Raw genomic sequence first — 19,044 nt, forward strand, 5'->3', positions numbered from 1 at the left:
TTTTAATATCTACAATGAATTATCAGTATGTTTTATAGGTGCTCCGATAACCCTTTCAATATTAGCCGCCGCAACGTTGTAATTCAATAAAGTGCTATAGTAATCCAATTGAGCATTTCGATAGGTATTCTCTGCATCTTTCAACTCAACAGCATCTCCAAGACCGACCTTGTATCTCCCGCTCGCCAATTTGTATTGTTCTTTTGCCTGTTTCATTGCCAATTTCGCAACAGGAATACAGTCTTGTGAATTATATAAATCAATATAAGCTTGTTTTACATCTAAATATACACTTTGTCTTGATTTTTCTAAATCTGCCAAATCTTTTTTGTGGTTAGCTTTAGCCTCATCAACCTGTTTTTTTAACAACATAGCATTAAATGAATTGTATGTAAGTTGAGCACCTGCTTGGTATCCATGGTCTTTTGCAGGAGTAGAACCACCCAAGGTATAATTCCCGAAAGCTTTGATATCAGGTGCAAAAGCACGTATTGTCGCTTTCACCAAAATTTCAGAACCCTCTGATTTCTTTTTGGCAGCCAGATATTCAGGACGAGTTTCATAAGCAGTTTGAATAATATCATCAAAATTAACTTTATAGGTGTACGAATCTAATTTTTCTGAAATATTGTAATTAGAATATTCGGGCAGCCCCATCGCATTATTAACTTGGGCAAACGCCAGTGCAATGTTATTTTTTGCCTTTATATAGTCTAATTTTGCTTTCCCTAAATTATATTCTGCTGTCATAACATCTATTTTAGGTTTAGTTCCAATTACATAAAAAGCTTGAGCTTGCTTCAAATGCAATTCATAATCCTTGACAGTTTTAGAATAAACATCAGATTGTTGCATAGCATATAGCAAATTGTAATAAGATTTTTTGACATTGAAGATTACGTCGTTTATACTCATTTGAACATTGTCTTCAGCTGCTTCAAATGTTTTTTTAGAAACATCGGCTTGAGCCTTAGCTTTACCAAAATCAAATAACAACAATTCAGCTGAAACTTTTGGCATATTATACATGTCATATTTTTGTGTCGGGAAAGAAAAATTTGTCACCAACATATCATTTTTAGAATAGTTTAAATCTAATCCAATTTTTGGAAAATACGCTGACCAAGCTTGGGCAATTTTAGTTTTATAAGCATCAGCACTGCTTAATGCTGATTTAATAGAAGGATTATGTTCCAAAGCAAGTTTTACACAGTCGTCAACTGAAATAATTCTATCTGTTGCGACACTGCCTTGCACAGTGCCTGCCGCTTTAGTACTTACATCAAGCACCTTGATTTCCTCAGAAGTATCTGATTTATACAAGTTTTTATTTTCAACAACTCTCTCGAGCTTCTTGCCTGCTTGTGATTGAATATTTTCAACAGGTGTTTTTTCAACAGCAAAGACTGTTTCATTCACAGGTTGCTCTTGGATTTTAGATTTCTTTGACCAAAATGCAATTTTTTTATTTTCTTTAACTGCATCTTTATTCTTTGCCTCCTCAAGCTTTCTGGCATTGACTTCTTGTGGCATTTCCGCTTTTGTTATCTTTGATTTATTAGCTTTTTTATTTTTATTAAACGAAAATGTTTTTTTAAGCTTTAACACAAATTGGCTATCGGTTTTTGGAACCGAATTATCAGTCTGAACCTCAGCAGCCAGTGAATATGATGTATTCACCAGCATCAAAAAGATTATTAATATACCTATTTTCTTATTCATTCTCTCCCCTTAGTCCCAAGTTTTCATTCTTTTATAAAATTATACATCCTTTTTATCTTGGTGTTTTTTTGCCATGATTTTATCAACAAATGATTGAACCAAAACATAAAACGCCGGTGTTAACAGAGTACCCAATGTTCCTGCGGCAACCATACCGCCAAACACTGTGCAGCCAACAGACATACGGCTTTGTGCACCTGCACCTTGAGCGAATACCAAAGGTAAAACGCCAAGTACGAAAGCAACAACCGTCATCATAATTGCTCTAAATCTTAATTGAGCCGCTTTTATAGCTGCATCCTCTATCGACAAGCCGTTTTCTTCATGTTGAACCTTTGCAAATTCGACAATCAAAATAGCTTGTTTTGTAGCCAAGCCTATCAACATAATCATACCGACTTGAGAATACAAATCGAAAGATTGTCCCATCATCAATTGGAAGACCAACGCACCGATTGCTGCAATCGGTGAAATCAAAAGAACCGCAACAGGTATTGACCAGCTTTCGTATAAAGCAACCAAGAATAAATATACAAACAACAATGATAATCCGATGATAGAACCTGTTTGTCCTGAAGATTCACGTTCTTGAGCCGAAGTACCTGACCATTCAAAGCCCATATCTTTCGGGAATATCTTTTGGGCAACACCTTCCATCGCATTCATCGCCTCACCTGAACTTCTACCGGAAGCAGGTTGTCCGCTGAATTGAACAGAACGATATTGGTTATATCTTGTTATAGAAGCAGGTCCAACCGATTGTTCCATTCTGACCATAGTCGTAATCGGAACCATCGTTCCTTTATTATTCATTACATAAATGCCTGTGATATCGTTTATGTTGCGTCTGAATCTGTCTTCTGCCTGTAATTGAACTCTGAAAACACGTCCTAATTTATTAAAGTCATTGACATAATATGTTCCCAATGTTGAAGACAATGTATTGTATAGTTCTTTCAAGTCAACATCTTGAGCCAATGTTTTTTCATAATCAACATTAACAATATATTGTGGGACATTAGCCTGATAAGTGGTGAATACATTTGACAATACAGGGTCTTGATTAGCTGAAATTGTCAACTCATTAGCATATTTTTCCATATCTTGAGGAGTATATTCACCTTTTGAAAGCATTTGGAATTCAAAGCCACCAAGCATACTCATACCTGAAATAGCTGGAGGTGAAAAGACTCCGATTGAGCCGCCTCTTAAGCAAGAAGTTTTTTTTCTTATTTCCCTCAATATACCTTTATGAGATAAATCTGTTGGTTTGCCTTGTACCTTTCTTATTACCCAATCAATTGGGTCTACTCGTCTTTCATTCCAATCCTTAAGTTGGATTACAGAAAAAGCTTGATTGCTAGGTCCCGTTCCAATAAATGTAAGAATAAGATCAACGCCATCAATCTCTTTAACTATATTTTCAAAATCTAATGTAGCTTGCGACGTTCTTGAAATTGAAGCACCTGCCGGCAAATTAGTTTGTGCCATCAAAACACCTTGGTCTTCATCAGGAATAAAACCGGTCGGAATAATATAGAATAAAAACATCATCAACGCCAAGATAGAGCCGTAAAATATCAACGTAAGCTTTTTATCATAAACGAATTTCTTAACATATTCCATATAAATGTCAGTTAATCTATCAAAATATTTGTTGAAAATCGCAAACATTTTCTTAATTAAAGCCGTAAACCAGTTTGAAGATTCTGCATTCGGGTCTTCTTCTTTCAAAATCATAGCACATAACGCAGGTGATAAAGTCAACGCACATACCGCTGACAGTGCAATAGAAACAGCAATACAAACACCAAACTGCTTATACATAACGCCTGACAAACCCGGAACAAACGCAACAGGAACAAATACTGCCATCAAAACAAGAGCCATTGCTATCAAAGCTCCTCCAACCTCTTGCATAGTAAGTTGCGTTGCCTCTAGAGGAGTTTTCCCTTCCTCCAAGTGCCTTTTAACATTCTCGATAACAACAATAGCATCATCTACTACCGTAGCAACCGCCAGAACCATTGCAAATAAGGTCAAAAGGTTTATAGACATACCCAGTGGTGGAAGTGCCATAAATGTACCTACTAACGATACAGGAATAGTAACACACGGAATTAACGTTGCTCTCCAATCTCCCAAAAATGCAAAAATGATAATTACAACGATTATTGAAGTCAATAAAATCGTCAACTCGACTTCTTTCATTGACTCTCTGATAAACAATGTGTCATCATATAACGTATTAATTTCTAGCCCTTGAGGAAGTGTTTTACTAATTTCAGCCATTTTTTTGTTGACCAAATTCATAATTTGGATTTCATTAGCACCGGGGATTTGGACAATTTGTATTAAAGCTGTAGGTTTTCCGTCCACACGCCCTACTGTTGTATAGCTTTGGGCACCGAGTTCAACTCGAGCCACATCTTTAATTCTTATACTTGAGCCGTCAGAATTAGACCTTACAATAATTTGCTCAAATTCAGACGGTTCTAGTAATCTACCCTTAGTTCTCAACGTGATTTTTAAAGGTTGTTTTTCTTTACAGGGTTCTTGCCCGAAAGCACCAGCTGCTACTTGTACATTTTGTGTATTAATAGCTTTTTGAACCTCTGAAACAGAAACTCCGAGATTTGCCATTTTTTGAGTATCAAGCCAAATACGCATACTATAATCGCCTGCACCAAAGATATTTACATCTCCGACACCATCTAAACGTTTAATTTCATCTTTAATATATATAGAGGCATAATTGGTAATATCCAACTGGCTCCAGCTGTTATCAGGAGAAGTCAAATTTAAAATACAAACACCGGCACCACTTACTTTATTTTGAGCGGTTACGCCTAGTCTTTTAACATCTTCAGGCAACTTTGGCGTTATTTGCTGCAAACGATTTTGAACATTTACCAAGTTGATATCTTTATCCGTACCAACGTTAAAAAATACTTGCAAAGAATATGACTCATCTGAACTTGTAGACATCATATAAATCATATCTTCAACGCCATTGACCTGAGATTCAATAACAGATGCAACAGATGATTCAATTACACTCGCACTCGCACCAGGGTAAGAAGCGGTAACAGCAACCTGTGGAGGTGTAATATCAGGGTATTTTTCAAGTTGTAAGCCAAAAATCGAAATCATCCCCACTAAGGTAATAAAAATTGATATTACCATTGCAAAACGAGGTTTCGTTATGAAAAAATATAAATCTTTCGGATTAAATTTTTTCTTATTATTATCTTCCATTTTTATTTATCTTTCTTTTCAGATTGAGTTGTAGTATCAGCTATTTTTACTTTCATTCCTTGTTTAATACTTTGGATACCTTTAACAATAATTACTTCGTTCGGCTTCAAACCTTCTTCCACAAGCCAATTTGAACCAACTTGTTCAGATACTTTTATTTTCTTTTGTTGAGCTTTGCCATCTGCATCAATAACCCAAACAAAATAACCATCTGCACTGTCAGACACTGCAGCTTGAGGAGCTACAACAACTTTTCTCGGAACAGTAGCAGAAGCAACCACAGTAACAAAATCCCCAGGAACCAATAATCTGTCTTTATTCGGGAAAGTTGCTCTTAAAGCAATGGTGCCTGCAGAAGGGTCAACTGTATTATTTACAAATTCAATTTTGCCGGTGATGGGGTAATTGCTTCCATCAGCCAGTTTTATTTGGACTTTCATTTTATTTAAATCAACAGAAGTATCAGATTTTTTGAACTTCAAATAATCTTCACTTTTCAAATTGAAATATGCGTAGATAGGGTCGACGCTTACTATTTTAGCAAGGGAACCTGCTTGAGGATTTACTAAATTACCCTCAGTAATCATAATTTTACCAATTTTTCCATCAATCGGAGAAACAACTCTCGTATAGCTCAAATTCAAATTCGCATTTGCTAATTGAGCACGATTGACATCTAGCATGGCTTTATTTTGGTCACGTGTTGCGACAGCTTGGTCATAATACGATTTACTTACGAAATCATTTTTAACAAGTTCATTTGCTCTTCTCAATTCTTTTTCTGAATTAATTAAAGCAGCTTTTGTTTGTCTTACAGAAGCACTTGCGTTTTGAACAGCAATTTGGTATTCGTTAGGTTCAATTAAGAAAAGAGTTTGCCCTTTTTTTACATAAGCACCTTCTTTAAAATATCTTTTTTGCAACCAGCCATTAATTCTGGCAACTACATCAACAGAATATTTTGCTTCTAAACGACCTGAAGACTCAGCTTTAGCATAAACATCCTGTTCCTTTACGGGAGCTACTTCAACAACAGGAGGTGCCAATCTCATTTTAGCCATCATTTTAGCTGCAATAAAAGACATCGTCCTATTATAAATTATAGGCAAACAAATAACTAATATAGCAATTATCAATATCAGTTTTTTCTTTTTTTCTGTCATAAATATATCCTTCTCTTCATTATTTCCATATAGCATAAGCTTATTATACGCCTTATGGAAGTATATAATACAATTGTATCCCATAGCAATTTCTTTACAATACAGAAGTAGGACTATTGCTTATAATCCTACTTTGCGTCCAAATTTCAATTTTTAAATCAATTGACTTACTTCCCTGTATTAGTTTTTGAAAGATACTCGTCTAATACATTTCTCATTTTGGAGATATCATCATAATTTTCAGGAGATATCATCATTTTAACGCCACTTGTTCTATCCACGATAAAGACAACGGGATACATTTGGATATTGTATTCTGTTATTATATTTTTGTAAAACGGGTCGTCACAATTTATAGCGACAAAATTAAATCTATTGCTATATATTGTATAAATCATGTCGAGTTTCGGCTTGAAAGCCCTACAATATGTGCACCAGTCCGTATAGAAATATAAAATAAACGGCTTGGGTTGAGAATATGCGTATGTATAAGACACACCGAAATTTTTGTGTGCTCCGATATCAGTTTTCGCAGCATAACAAGAGCCGATACCGCATATTAAAAGTAGTAAAATTAATATAGAAAAGATTTTTTTCTTCATAGTTGGATTCCTTTTGGCACAACAGTAATTCCACCTTCTGAAACAATGAATCCTCTGGCTTCATCTTCTGCCTTATCAAAACCTATTCTGGTATAAGGAGGAATATTCACATTTTTGTCGATAATAGCTTTTCTTATATCCGCATATCTTCCGACATTTACATTTTCCATTAAAATAGAATTTGAAACATTAGAGAAACTGTTAATTCTCACTTTTGGGGACAAAATACATCTTGAAATGCTACCACCAGAAATAATACAGCCCTCAGATACCATCGAGTTGGTTGCCATACCTATTCTTTCGCCCTCTTCCCAAATAAATTTAGCAGGAGGATAATTATAATTATACGTTCTTAAAGGCCAATCTTGCGAATATAAATTAAGTTCTGGACAATAATCGAGCAAATCCATATTAGCTTGCCAATAACTGTCAATTGTACCTACATCTCGCCAATAGCCTTTTTCAGAGTCTTCCATCCCCGGAATCACATTACGTGTAAAGTCATAAATAAAGATTGATTTACCTTCTTCAAGCATTTTGGGAATAATATTTTTGCCAAAATCATGATGCGACTCAAGGTCAGATGAATCTTGCCTAACCTCATTTACGAGGTCATCAACATTGAATATATAATTGCCCATAGACGCCAAACACATATCAGGTCGCCCCGGGATACATTTTGGTTTTTCTTTAGGTTTTTCAACAAACGCCGTCAAACGCCAATCGTCATCAACCTCCATAATACCAAACTCACTTGCATTTTCAATAGGTATAGGTATTGCAGAGATAGTCATATCAGCATTATTTTTTTTGTGATAATGCAACATCTGTCTTACATCCATCTTGTAAATATGGTCACCACCAAAAACACATACAAATTGAGGGTCTTCATCTTTAATATGAGCCAAATTTTGAAAAACAGCGTCCGCAGTCCCTTTATACCAATGCCCATCTGTACGCATTTGAGCAGGCACTAAATCAATATATTGCCCGATAATAGGTGACAAAGGCCACCCTCTTGCAATATGTTGATTTAAAGAGTCTGATTTATATTGAGTTAATATTTTTAATTTGTAAAATCCGGAATTGATGAAGTTATTGATTACAAAATCAATAATTCTATATCTTCCGCCAAACGGAACTGCCGGTTTTGCCCTGTCTCTTGTCAAAGGGAAGAGTCTTTTTCCTTCGCCTCCGGCTAAAATCATAACTAAAGCCCTATCAATTGACATAATTAACCCCTTTATTTTACTAATCGTCGTTTAAACTTAGTACAGCCATAAAAGCTTCTTGCGGTACATCAACTCTGCCGACCGCCTTCATTCGTTTTTTACCTCTTTTTTGTTTTTCTAACAATTTGCGTTTACGGGAAATATCACCGCCATAGCACTTATCAAGGACACTTTTCCGCAATGCTTTTATATTAGTTCTTGCAACAACTCTGCCACCTATTGCTGCCTGAATTGGGACTTCAAATAACTGTCTGGGGATAATATCTTTTAATTTAGAAGTTAATTTTTGCCCTACATAAAAGGCACTATCTTTATGAACAATTACGCTCAATGCATCAACGACTTCGCCAGCCAAAAGAACATCAAGTTTTACTAAATCAGAACGTTTATACTCTTTGAACTCATAGTCCATACTTGCGTAGCCTTTTGTTCTTGATTTTAGTTGGTCATAAAAATCCGTAATTATTTCACTTAACGGAATTTCATATTCGATATTTGCTCTATCTTTATTGAGATAGTTTGTGTTTATAAAAATACCTCTTTTTTCTTGAGCTAAAGTCATTAAAGAGCCAATAAACTCACTAGGGGTAATAATATTTACACGAACATAAGGTTCTTCTATATACTCACGAATTTGAGCATCAGGTAGTAATGCCGGATTATCTATTTCAACTACTTCTCCGTTAGTTTTCGTAACCCTATAAACAACACTGGGAGCAGTCGTAACAATAGAAAGATTATACTCACGTTCCAATCTTTCTTGAGCAATCTCCATATGGAGCATTCCCAAAAAACCGCACCTAAACCCAAATCCTAAAGCAGATGAAGTTTCAGGCTCAAAAGTAATGCTTGAATCGTTTAATTTCAATCTTTCCAACGATTCTTTTAAATCTTGATACTGGTCGTTATCAACCGGATACATGCCGGAAAAGACCATAGGTTTAGCTTCTTTGTAGCCTGCTAATGGTTCAGAAGCTTCATCATCAACGGCAGTAATCGTGTCACCTACGAAACGGGCAATTTCTTTTATAGAGCAAGCCATATATCCTACATCGCCTGTCTTAAGTTCATTCACAGGAACTCTATGGGGATTTAGATACCCTAACTCTGTTATTTCATAAGTTTTTCCACTCGCCATAAATTTTATATCTTGACCAAGCTTAATAGACCCATCAACAACTTTGAAGAAACACAATGTGCCTAAATACTGGTCATAAGCACTATCGAAAACCAAAGCCCTAAGAGGCTTATCAGAAGTATCAATAGGAGGCGGAACAAATTCGACAACAGCCTCGAGCACTTCTTCAACGCCGGTACCTTCTTTAGCACTCACAGGGATTGCCATTGAAGCGTCTATACCCAAATCTTCTTCAATTTCTTGTCTTACCCTTTCAACATCAGCTGAGGGCAAATCAATTTTGTTTATTACAGGAATAATCTCTAAATTTTGTTCAATAGCCAAATAGACATTTGCAAGAGTTTGAGCTTCAACACCTTGAGTTGCGTCAACAATCAAAAGAGCACCTTCGCAAGCTGCTAAAGACCTTGAAACCTCATAAGAAAAATCTACATGCCCCGGAGTATCTATCAAATTAAGAACATAATTTTTACCGTCTTTTGCCTTATAATCCATCCGAGCGGCGTTCAATTTGATTGTAATCCCTCTTTCACGCTCAATATCCATTGAGTCCAAAAGCTGGTCCTGCATATCTCTTTTTGATATTGTGCCTGTTTTTTCAAGCAATCTATCTGCCAAGGTCGATTTACCATGGTCAATATGTGCTATTATACAAAAGTTACGTACGTTGTCTATGTGTTTCATCAATGTTTATATACTCAAAACTATCTATACAAACAAGTATAGCGAATAAGAAGTGTTTTGTCTAATAAAAACCAAGGTTTAAAAAGTAAATTTTTTGCCTGTATTTTCTTGATGATAAATTCCGCCGCCACATATAGTTTCAATTACTTTAAGCAAAAATTCCCTTGAAGCATCCATTTGATTGATATAATGCTCTTTGTTTCCAAGGTGAACTATTTTGATAACAGCACTTTGAGTTTTTTCAGCAGGAACATACAACGAAGCGACTTCATGTTCTAAAAGAGTTTGGATATAATCATCTTTAACATCTTTTAAAATTTTTCTGTAATCGCCTCTTAGAGCCATTATACGACCCGTAAATAGTGGCAATTCATTTTCAATATGCAAAGCCTGAGGTCTATCATTTACATTTGCGACAAAACTTATCGTATGCCACAAAATCGTCATAATAACAGCGTTTTGACTAGAATCTGTCTCTAGACAAATATTTTGAGTAGGAATTCCCCTTGCAGTAAAAGATTGTTTTAAATATTCAACAGTCATTTGCATATTTTCTATCATTTTGGAAAAAAGCTCTGCAGTATTAAGGTTAGAGTGTTGATACTCTAAGAATTGTTTATACATATGAGTGGAAACTAAACTCATTCTCTCTTGAATGATGGAAGATTTATTAAGAGAGGTCTCCAAATTATTTAAGCTGTCAAAACTATTAGTCAACGATTCACGCTCTTTAGTAACCTAACCTTATTCTATAGGAAAAACCCAATTATTAAAAGCATTTTACTACTTTTTTTTACAAAGCTGAATACTTATAAAGTATTATTTTGCGAAAGCCTAAAGTTGTAGTTTTTATTTCTTGACATTTTGGCGAAAGATATCATATATTTTATAAATGCAAAAAGTTATTGTAATTGGTTATGGTGAAATGTTTGCGAACCTAATTCTCGGGATTAAAGACTCCGGCAACAAGGTCGTTGGCGTAATGAGGCATGATAGAATAATTTATGACCCTATCACTTTGTTTTTCAAAGATATTTTTGCACCGAGCAAAGATAAATCTTTTATCGACTCTTTAAAAATTCATGAGATTAAAGCACCGAGTGTAAATTCTGAAGCTTTTATAAAAGAAGCCCTCAAACTCAACCCGGATATTATACTTGTGGGCTCTTGGAGTGAAAAATTAAAACTAAAAACAATAAAATTGCCCAAATTAGCCACTATCAATACCCACCCCTCTTTGCTTCCAAAATACAGAGGACCAAATCCATACGCCCAAACTATTATGCACGGCGAAATAAAAACAGGACTCACATTTCACCTAATAGATTCAGATTATGATACGGGTGCAATTTTGCATCAGGTAGAAATCCCTATAATGCCAGATGACACTGGTAATACCTTAAAAAACCGATGCGTGAATGCGGCAAAAATTGAAATACAAAACCTGTTAAACAAACTCGATTCTGAAATTATAATCCCGATTCCGCAAAAAGAGTCCGTAGCCTCATACCAAAAACAACTCTCCGAAAAAGATATACTGATAAACTTTACAAAATCAGTTGAAGAAATCGATAGACACATAAGAGGGCTCACTCCTTGGCTCAAATGCTATTTTCCTCATAAAAATTCATTTTTCAGAGTAAATAAATACGAAATTATTAACAAAAAACATAACAAAACCGCAGGAACAATAATTAAGAAAGGCAATGACTCAATAATCGTCGCTTGCCTTAATGATAAAATGATTAAATTTTCTAACCTTGAATTACTAGGACTTCCGCATATTTTTACTACTTTTTATATCAAGTATTTTGTAAAAGCAGGCGACCACCTTAAATAATCATTACTATGATGAAGATGTCTTATTCAAGAAGTTAGAATATTGATTTTGCAAAGAAGAAATTGCACTATCCATAGCTTGGAATTTCTTCGTCAACTGAGTTTTATAAGCATCAACCTGTTCTTGTTTCCTTGTGATTTGTGTATTTAATTGCTCAATTTGAGAAGAAATAGAATCGGTTTTTGTTACAAAATAACCATCAGTAGCATTTAAAGAATTTTCCAATGTAGTTTTTATAGAACCGATAGCACCTGTGGAGCCGTTTTCCGTACTACCAATCAACAATTTCTTAACAGCTTCAGGATCTTGAGCCAAAGCCTCTTTTAATTTATCTTTGTCTACAACCAATTTAGAAATATCTGCATCAACAGAAGTACCTATAGCACCAGTTGTAATACCGATATCAGCTAGAGTTTTAAATGACCCGTCGGTTGCAACTGCCGTGGTCATAGCTGATTTAAAACCTGTTGTCATTGTATTAAGTGAAAATTCATATTTCAAAGACGAATCAGAAGACATTGTACTTTTTGTTTGAGTAAGAACATTGTTCAAATTATCTACCAAATCAGTAATTGCACTTATTGTCTTATCAGTATCTGTAGAAACTTTAACTTTTACATTTTTACCTGTTTCAGATACTTCATTAAGATTTAAAGTAATACCTTTTAGCCCTGTTGTTTCGCTTGAAATTGTATTACTAAAAGACTCATATTCTTTGCCGTTAATTGTCAAAACAGCGTTATCACCAAGAGTTTGAGTACTTTCATTCAATTTATCACCGGACATCAAGCCTATTTTTTCCAAGAAATTGCTGGAGCCGTTTTCCATAGAAATATTGAACGCACCTGTTGTTTTTGAAGTAAGAGTAAGTTCACCAGTCAAAGAATCAACAGAAGCGGACACTCCTGAATCTGTGCTTGAATTTATTTTTGAAATCAAATTACCCAAAGTTGTATTTTCATCAATTGTGAAAGTCGCATTTCCGATAGTGAAATCTCCTGCGGTAACGCCGGATAAAGCAGAATTGGCTCCAAGTAATTTTTCATTCATTTTAACATCTCTGATTTGGAATGAGCTTTCAAACTTGTTATTTCCTGCAGTTGAGTCTTTTCTTAAAGACAAAATCGTAGCCAAATTGCTTTTATCTTGAGCAGTACCAAGGCTTAAAGACTTGCTACCTGCGTCAATAGAGAATTTTCCGTCTGCGACAGAAATATTTAATATATCAGGCGATGAATTCATCATATTTTGAATATCTTCATCAGTATATGTAGTCAACTCGTCTGTTGTAAGGTTTTCAAAACCTTTTGTTGCAAGTTGCATTTTTTTAGAAATTGTATCTAAATCATCTGAACCTTCAACATTAATAGAATATTTTTTGTTATCCACGAAAAAAGAAAAAGAGCCTTCGTCGATACTTCCGTCTGAAATTGCACTAAGCTTAGTAGAGCCGTCAATTAAAGAACCGAATACGTTTGCACCTTGAGCTGTTGTATTTGATGCAAGTTTTGAAACATTAATTGTCAAATTTTGTGCAGTAGCACCGGCACCTGTTGCAACAGTTAAAACATCTTCATTAGAGGAAGTTGCTTTTGTTTGAGCAAAAACGTCTGATGAAGTACCGTATTTTGAATCTGTCAGTTTATTAACAGAAGTTAAAAGTGAAGAATATTTTGATTTCAAACTTGAAATATTTGAAGTTGTTGTATTTAAAGAAGTAACCTTATTTTTTAGCTTAGTGACGCCTTGTTGTTTAACAGCGACCAGTTGTTCAATCCAAGTTGAATAATCTAAACCTGAGCCTAAACCTGAAAAAGATATTGACATAAACTTGCTCCTTTAGCCTTATAGTGAGTATAGTCTAAAGATTCGATAAAATCAACTATTTTGCCGAGCCTTCCTGCCGGACAATACGCACATCATAACTACATCCTTGTATATAAGTATATTATGCCCTTATTATAATAAAAATATCCTTTAAATAACTGAATAATTTACATTTTTACACTTTTTAAGAATCAGTTATCTCGTTTTGTTGTATAATCTGTTATAATATGCGAAAATCACGCATAAAGCTATGTAGAAACAGAAATACAGGTAAAATATAATGTTAGATTTATCAGCTAAATATTCGGTTGTAGTTTTTTCTATCGGTGACACTAAAGCCGGAACAAAAATGGGTAAACTTCAACTTAAAAAAATTGAAGATGAAACTCTTTTAAATTGTATTTTGTGGGAAGAAGCTCTTTCTCGGATTGACCACAAAATATTCAGAACAGGCAATATTGTAAAAATTCTCGGAGGCTCTTATAATGAGAAATTCAATAATTGCTTAGTAACAAGCTTGGAGCTTTTGGAAGAAGCCCCTCTAGGGCTCTCTGAAACAGAGCAAAATGAAAAATTTCAAGAGCTTTTGGAATACGTTAATAATTTTAAAAATGAAAATCTAAAAACCTTCGTAACTTCTTTGATGTTTGAATACGAGAAAAGCTTCAAAATTTCACCTGCCGCAAAACTTATGCACCACAACTATGTAGGAGGTTTGTTGCAACACACTTATGAATGTGTCAAAACATCAGACAAAGTTTTGGATATGTATAACGAAAAATTTGACCCCGATACACTTCGAGCAGCATGCTTGTTGCATGATTTCGGAAAAATTTTCGAATACAAAATTGATGAACAAACAGGTCTTATAGATTATGACGAAAACTTCCGCAAAGACTGGCTTTCCCACTCTCAATGGGGCTACACCCACTGCATGCAAGCTGGATTTAAAGATATTGCCAAAATGATTGCGGCTCACCACGGCAGAACTGAATGGGGTTCTATGATAGACCTTAACGATAGGGATTTAGACCCTCTCGTCTATGCCGTTCACCATATTGACGACTTGTCTGCAAAATATGGTAAAATCTCAATTAACGAGTTAAATTAGATAAAAAGAGGTATTGTTAAAATGAATTTTTCAAAATTATTATCTTCGATTTGCTTAAGTATAGTGCTCTTAATAACTTCTACGGGCTCTGCAAATGCTGTTATAAACAAAAAAATAAATGCTGATATCGGCACAAAAAGAATTCCTCAAGGAACATACCTCAATATAAAACTTATAGACCCTATCGACAGCTCAACTCTCAAAATGGGTGACCAAGTGGACTTTATGATTGTTGAAGATGTAAAAGTTGACAAAAAAATCGTTCTTCCGGTAGGAAGCGTCATTAGAGGCTCTGTCCAAAGTATAAACTCTGCCAAAATGCTTTCCAAAGGTGCGACTATTTATGTCGGATTTGACCACGTAATGAGCACTACGGGCAAACAAGTCCCGCTAAAAGTCGGCATTTGTAATAATAAATACCTAACTTATGACGGAGGCCTAAGCAGCAAAACCAATTACGGCACTGCAACAAAACAAAACCTCGATAACACTGCAAAAATAGTTAAAGTATCAACAAAATGGGGCTGGAATACAGGCTCACAAGTTCTTGAAGGATACCCGAAATACGTCTTAGCTCCTATCAGCTCAATTGTTTCAATTCCTGCTGCAGGCTTGTATTTCCTAGGTGACTCTGTTGTTGACGTATTCAAAAAAGGTGACAATGTATTGATTAATCAAGGCGAAATATTAAAAGTTATGCTCTTAAAACCGCTTGATATGCCAATGTATTAATAAAAACAAATAAAATTATAGATATGATAAAAAAACTATACTCAACAATCGCAAATATTATAGCTATATTTGAGCTTTGTCCGGCATTTTTCGGACTCAAACTTGAAAAAAAAATAGCAAAATTATTGATAAGAAACGGACTCACTTTATCAACCGCTGAATCTTGCACCGGAGGGCTCATCAGCTCTAGGCTTACAGATGTTTCCGGAAGCTCTCTTTTTGTCAAACAAAATTTTATAACCTATTCTAATGAATCCAAAACAGAGCATTTGGGCGTTGAACCTGAATTAATTAAAGAATACGGAGTCGTGAGCAAAGAAGTCGCAACCGCTATGGCAAAAGGAGTTTTAAAACACACAAGCTCTGATATTGCCATTGCAACTACAGGTATAGCAGGTCCTACAGGAGGCTCTAAAAAGAAACCTGTCGGTTTGATATATTTAAGTGTTGCGAATTTTGAAAAAACAAAAACTATTCGTTTTAACGCAAATAGATTTTTAAACCGCAGAATTATTAAATTTATATTTTCTCAGGTTGCTATGCAATATTTGTATAAATTTTTAAAAGAAGAATATTTTAAGGAAAAAAGTAAGGAAAAGACAAAATGAAAACAATAACTTTAATCCCCGGGGACGGAATAGGACCTGAAATCACAAACGCAGTTACAAAAATCATAAAAAAAGCAGGTTTAGATATAAACTGGGATATTCAAAATGCCGGAGCAGATGTTGCAGAAAAAGAAGGAAGCCCACTTCCTCAAAGAGTAATTGACTCTATCAAAAAAAATAAAATAGCATTAAAAGCACCCGTCACAACCCCTATAGGAAAAGGCTTTCGCAGTGTAAATGTTGCATTGAGAAAAGAACTCGACTTATATGCAAATCTTCGTCCCTGCAAAAATATCGAAGGTATAAAAACGAAATTTGATGATGTTGACATAATTGTCGTAAGAGAAAACACAGAAGACTTATATGCCGGTATCGAAAGAAAAGTTGATGACGACACAATGGAGTCAATTAAAATAATTACAAGAAAAGCTTCTATGCGAATTGCAAAATTTGCATTTGATTATGCAGTAAAAAACGGTAGAAAATCAGTATCTGCTGTATCAAAAGCCAATATTTGCAAGCTTTCTGACGGATTATTTTTAGAATGCACAAGAGAAGTTGCAAAATCTTATCCGAATATTGAATACAAAGAAATCTTGGTTGATAATTTGTGCATGCAACTTGTTCAAAACCCATCTCGCTTTGATGTGTTGGTGCTTCCTAATTTATACGGCGACATCGTTTCTGACTTAACAGCAGGTTTAATCGGCGGACTCGGAGTAGCTCAAGGTGCAAATATAGGTCTTGAATGTGCGGTTTTTGAACCTGTCCATGGTTCTGCTCCCGACATCAAAGGTAAACACCTCGCTAACCCTACTGCCCTTCTTTTATCTGCAATCGAAATGCTTAAATATATCGGCGAAAATAACACCGCAGAAAAAATAGATACTGCTTTAAGAGCAACTATAAAAGAAGCAAAATATCTAACAAAAGATTTAAAAGGTTCTGCATCGACAGAAGAATTCACGGAAGAAATAATTAAAAAGTTATAAAAAAAAGAGCCTTCGGGCTCTTTTTTATTGTTCAAATTTAATCTATAATCAATTTTTCAATTGGTTTTCCGAGTTTATTTTCAATGACATCAACAAATTTTTGAATATCTTTATTTCCGTTCGCACTTTCTCTCAAAGCTTTTATTTGTTCTGTCCCAAAAACACATTTACAGAAATGTTCAACTTCTTTTGGTTTAAGGTTATCAATTGGCTCTATATACTGTCCAAACTTAGTTCTTACAAGCTCAGAGCCTTTCTCGCCACCTTTTGGAAAAGCATCTTTCCAATCGCCAATTCCGTCTTGGAGTGTTTTTTTGAAATCCCTTGCCAAATCAGTAGAAGAAAGTTGTTTTAATTTTTGAGCAGCAGCGTCGACATGCCTGTTTTTAACAAGCCCTTGTGAAAAATCAACGGTATCTTTGGCGAGCTGAGGTTTTAATTTTATCCCATAAATATCAGATGCAGATTTTTTTGCAATACCTGTAGCTTCTGATATTGATGCACCGATTTTATTAATATTCATAATAAACACCTTTCCTTATATATTAATAAGGTCAAAGTAAAAAACAAATTGCCCATATTTAGTATTTTTGATTAAAATAATGCAACCTTGTAACAGGCCAAAATAGAACTGTTGCTTTTCCGATAACTCGTTCTTTAGGCAAAAGTCCCCAATAGCGTGAATCTTGAGAGTTTCCACGGTTGTCGCCCATCATAAAATATTCGCCATCAGGAATAGTTAAAGGTCCGCAATACATATTGGGCATACAAGGCGAATAGTCATATTTACTTTGGATATAAGGTTCTTTTATTGGTTTTCCGTTAATCAAAATACTATATGAACCGTCAGAATTATTTGCAACTTCAAACTTTTCACCGGGAAGCCCGATTACACGTTTGATATAAGCTCTATCCGTACAAGCAAAGCCTGTCAATCTTCTGAATACTGACCAAAAATCTGTTTGCAAATCTTCATCAGGCGGATAAAAGACCATAATATCGCCACGTTTTGGAGAAGAGAAAAATCTCGTCACTCTTTCAACAAAAACCCTGTCGCCTTCAAGCAAAGTCGGGTGCATGGAAGCAGACGGAATCCATCTTATCTCTCCGATGAAAAACCTTATCACAACTACCATCACTATGACAAAAACAACAGTTTCGAATGTTTCTTTTAAAAATGCTTTTATTTTTTCTTCGTTTATTTTCAATTTTTTAAACCTCACAAATATGTTGGCACAATTTTACAATAGATTGTTTATATTGATTATCCTCAATAAACCCGAGATAATCAATAGCGGATTTTGCATATAAAGCAATTAAATTTTTGGTATCATCTATAGCACTTGAATTTTTAAGCTTTTTTACAAGCTCATCATTTGGTAAAGACAATAGATTTTTATCTTCTTTTAACAAGAAAATTATAGGAGCGGTATAATTTCCATTTTTCAAATCCTCTTCATAAGGCTTTGAGTCATCAAGATTTAAAAGGCTCACCAAGTCATCTCTAATTTGAAAAGCCAGTCCGAAATTGATTGCAAAACCTGAAATTTCTTTTGCATAATTTTTTTCATCCGAAAGTAAAACACAAGATAACAAGATAGCTTCAAACAACAGTGCTGTTTTCAACTTAGACTTTTCGATATATTCTTCAAGCGAAACTATTTCGTTTTTTTCAAAATATTGAAAAATCTCTCCGCTGCAAATTTTTGTCAAAGATTTTGTATAGATATGAATAATATCATTTCTATTGAGTGAAATTAACTCCTCTAAAGCGAGTGAAAGCAAAAAATCACCTGCAATTACAGCCAATTGATTATCAAATTCTGCATTAATTGTTTTTTGACCGCGTCTTTTATCTGAATTGTCGATTACATCATCGTGAATAAGAGTTGCATTGTGGATTAACTCAGTCGATGCAGCCAATTTTATAATATCTTTTTTTATCGGCTTGTTTAAAGCTTTAACCAATAAAAAGCACAACAACGAACGCAATCTCTTTGACTTAGAAAATATGAAATTATTCAAAAACAGATTTAAAGGTGTTTCATTAGCATTGATAAGAATTTCGAGTTTTCTCTCTAATTCTCTCATTTCCTCGTTTACAGGTTCAATATTTACCTTAAAAGTACTCAATA

The 19,044-nt window shown here is 34.7% G+C and carries 16 protein-coding genes; 5 read left to right on the forward strand and 11 right to left on the reverse strand.

The window, feature by feature from the left end; all coding sequences use genetic code 11:
• Nucleotides 1–9: 9 nt before the first annotated feature.
• The 7 genes from PHV37_03260 to PHV37_03290 form a co-directional block, all read right to left on the reverse strand.
• Nucleotides 10–1,722: a TolC family protein gene (locus PHV37_03260; GenBank protein ID MDD3237096.1), complete on the reverse strand. Its 1,713-nt coding sequence runs from the start codon at nt 1,720–1,722 to the stop codon at nt 10–12.
• 39 nt (nt 1,723–1,761) lie between these two features.
• The gene (locus PHV37_03265) at nt 1,762–4,980 is read right to left on the reverse strand and encodes an efflux RND transporter permease subunit (GenBank protein MDD3237097.1); all 3,219 of its coding nucleotides are present in this window, start codon (nt 4,978–4,980) and stop codon (nt 1,762–1,764) included.
• Between the two features lie 2 nt (nt 4,981–4,982).
• Nucleotides 4,983–6,143 (reverse strand): efflux RND transporter periplasmic adaptor subunit, encoded by a 1,161-nt coding sequence (locus tag PHV37_03270; GenBank protein ID MDD3237098.1) that lies wholly within the window; start codon nt 6,141–6,143, stop codon nt 4,983–4,985.
• A gap of 167 nt (nt 6,144–6,310) precedes the next feature.
• On the reverse strand, nt 6,311–6,745 hold the full coding sequence (locus PHV37_03275) for a thioredoxin domain-containing protein (GenBank protein MDD3237099.1): 435 nt from the start codon (nt 6,743–6,745) through the stop codon (nt 6,311–6,313).
• The gene (gene glgC / locus PHV37_03280) at nt 6,742–7,977 is read right to left on the reverse strand and encodes a glucose-1-phosphate adenylyltransferase (protein MDD3237100.1); all 1,236 of its coding nucleotides are present in this window, start codon (nt 7,975–7,977) and stop codon (nt 6,742–6,744) included. The genes PHV37_03275 and glgC overlap by 4 nt, the downstream gene beginning before the upstream one ends.
• Before the next feature lie 19 nt (nt 7,978–7,996).
• On the reverse strand, nt 7,997–9,799 hold the full coding sequence (gene lepA / locus PHV37_03285; protein ID MDD3237101.1) for a translation elongation factor 4: 1,803 nt from the start codon (nt 9,797–9,799) through the stop codon (nt 7,997–7,999).
• Nucleotides 9,800–9,877: 78 nt separating this feature from the next.
• Nucleotides 9,878–10,444 (reverse strand): hypothetical protein, encoded by a 567-nt coding sequence (locus tag PHV37_03290; protein MDD3237102.1) that lies wholly within the window; start codon nt 10,442–10,444, stop codon nt 9,878–9,880.
• A gap of 247 nt (nt 10,445–10,691) precedes the next feature.
• Here PHV37_03290 and PHV37_03295 point away from each other — a divergent pair, with 247 nt between their 5' ends.
• Nucleotides 10,692–11,639 (forward strand): formyltransferase family protein, encoded by a 948-nt coding sequence (locus tag PHV37_03295; protein MDD3237103.1) that lies wholly within the window; start codon nt 10,692–10,694, stop codon nt 11,637–11,639.
• A 6-nt stretch (nt 11,640–11,645) separates the two neighbouring features.
• Here PHV37_03295 and fliD read toward each other — a convergent pair whose 3' ends face one another.
• Nucleotides 11,646–13,466: a flagellar filament capping protein FliD gene (gene fliD / locus PHV37_03300; GenBank protein ID MDD3237104.1), complete on the reverse strand. Its 1,821-nt coding sequence runs from the start codon at nt 13,464–13,466 to the stop codon at nt 11,646–11,648.
• Nucleotides 13,467–13,746: 280 nt separating this feature from the next.
• Here fliD and PHV37_03305 point away from each other — a divergent pair, with 280 nt between their 5' ends.
• Genes PHV37_03305 through PHV37_03320 form a run of 4 tightly spaced genes read left to right on the forward strand, consistent with a single transcriptional unit; the run spans nt 13,747 to nt 16,909 of the window.
• On the forward strand, nt 13,747–14,577 hold the full coding sequence (locus tag PHV37_03305) for an HD domain-containing protein (protein MDD3237105.1): 831 nt from the start codon (nt 13,747–13,749) through the stop codon (nt 14,575–14,577).
• Nucleotides 14,578–14,598: 21 nt separating this feature from the next.
• Complete coding sequence (locus PHV37_03310) at nt 14,599–15,309, forward strand: hypothetical protein (protein ID MDD3237106.1); 711 nt, start codon at nt 14,599–14,601, stop codon at nt 15,307–15,309.
• A gap of 23 nt (nt 15,310–15,332) precedes the next feature.
• Entirely contained in the window at nt 15,333–15,917 is a 585-nt protein-coding gene (locus PHV37_03315) for a CinA family protein (GenBank protein MDD3237107.1), read from the forward strand.
• A complete protein-coding gene (locus PHV37_03320) occupies nt 15,914–16,909 on the forward strand; it encodes an isocitrate/isopropylmalate dehydrogenase family protein (GenBank protein ID MDD3237108.1) in 996 nt (331 codons plus the stop codon). The genes PHV37_03315 and PHV37_03320 overlap by 4 nt, the downstream gene beginning before the upstream one ends.
• A 37-nt stretch (nt 16,910–16,946) precedes the next feature.
• On the opposite strand, the gene PHV37_03325 is transcribed toward PHV37_03320, so the two are convergent.
• From PHV37_03325 to PHV37_03335, 3 genes are read right to left on the reverse strand one after another with little or no spacing between them, the layout of a single operon-like run.
• The gene (locus PHV37_03325; GenBank protein ID MDD3237109.1) at nt 16,947–17,432 is read right to left on the reverse strand and encodes a hypothetical protein; all 486 of its coding nucleotides are present in this window, start codon (nt 17,430–17,432) and stop codon (nt 16,947–16,949) included.
• 58 nt (nt 17,433–17,490) lie between these two features.
• Complete coding sequence (gene lepB / locus PHV37_03330; protein ID MDD3237110.1) at nt 17,491–18,117, reverse strand: signal peptidase I; 627 nt, start codon at nt 18,115–18,117, stop codon at nt 17,491–17,493.
• Between the two features lie 4 nt (nt 18,118–18,121).
• Nucleotides 18,122–19,042 carry a polyprenyl synthetase family protein gene (locus PHV37_03335; GenBank protein MDD3237111.1) on the reverse strand — a complete coding sequence of 307 codons (921 nt, stop codon included), beginning with the start codon at nt 19,040–19,042 and terminating at the stop codon, nt 18,122–18,124.
• Nucleotides 19,043–19,044: the final 2 nt, after the last annotated feature.

It is taken from the genome of Candidatus Gastranaerophilales bacterium (genome assembly GCA_028693235.1).
Taxonomy (GTDB): domain Bacteria; phylum Cyanobacteriota; class Vampirovibrionia; order Gastranaerophilales; family Gastranaerophilaceae; genus JAQUVW01.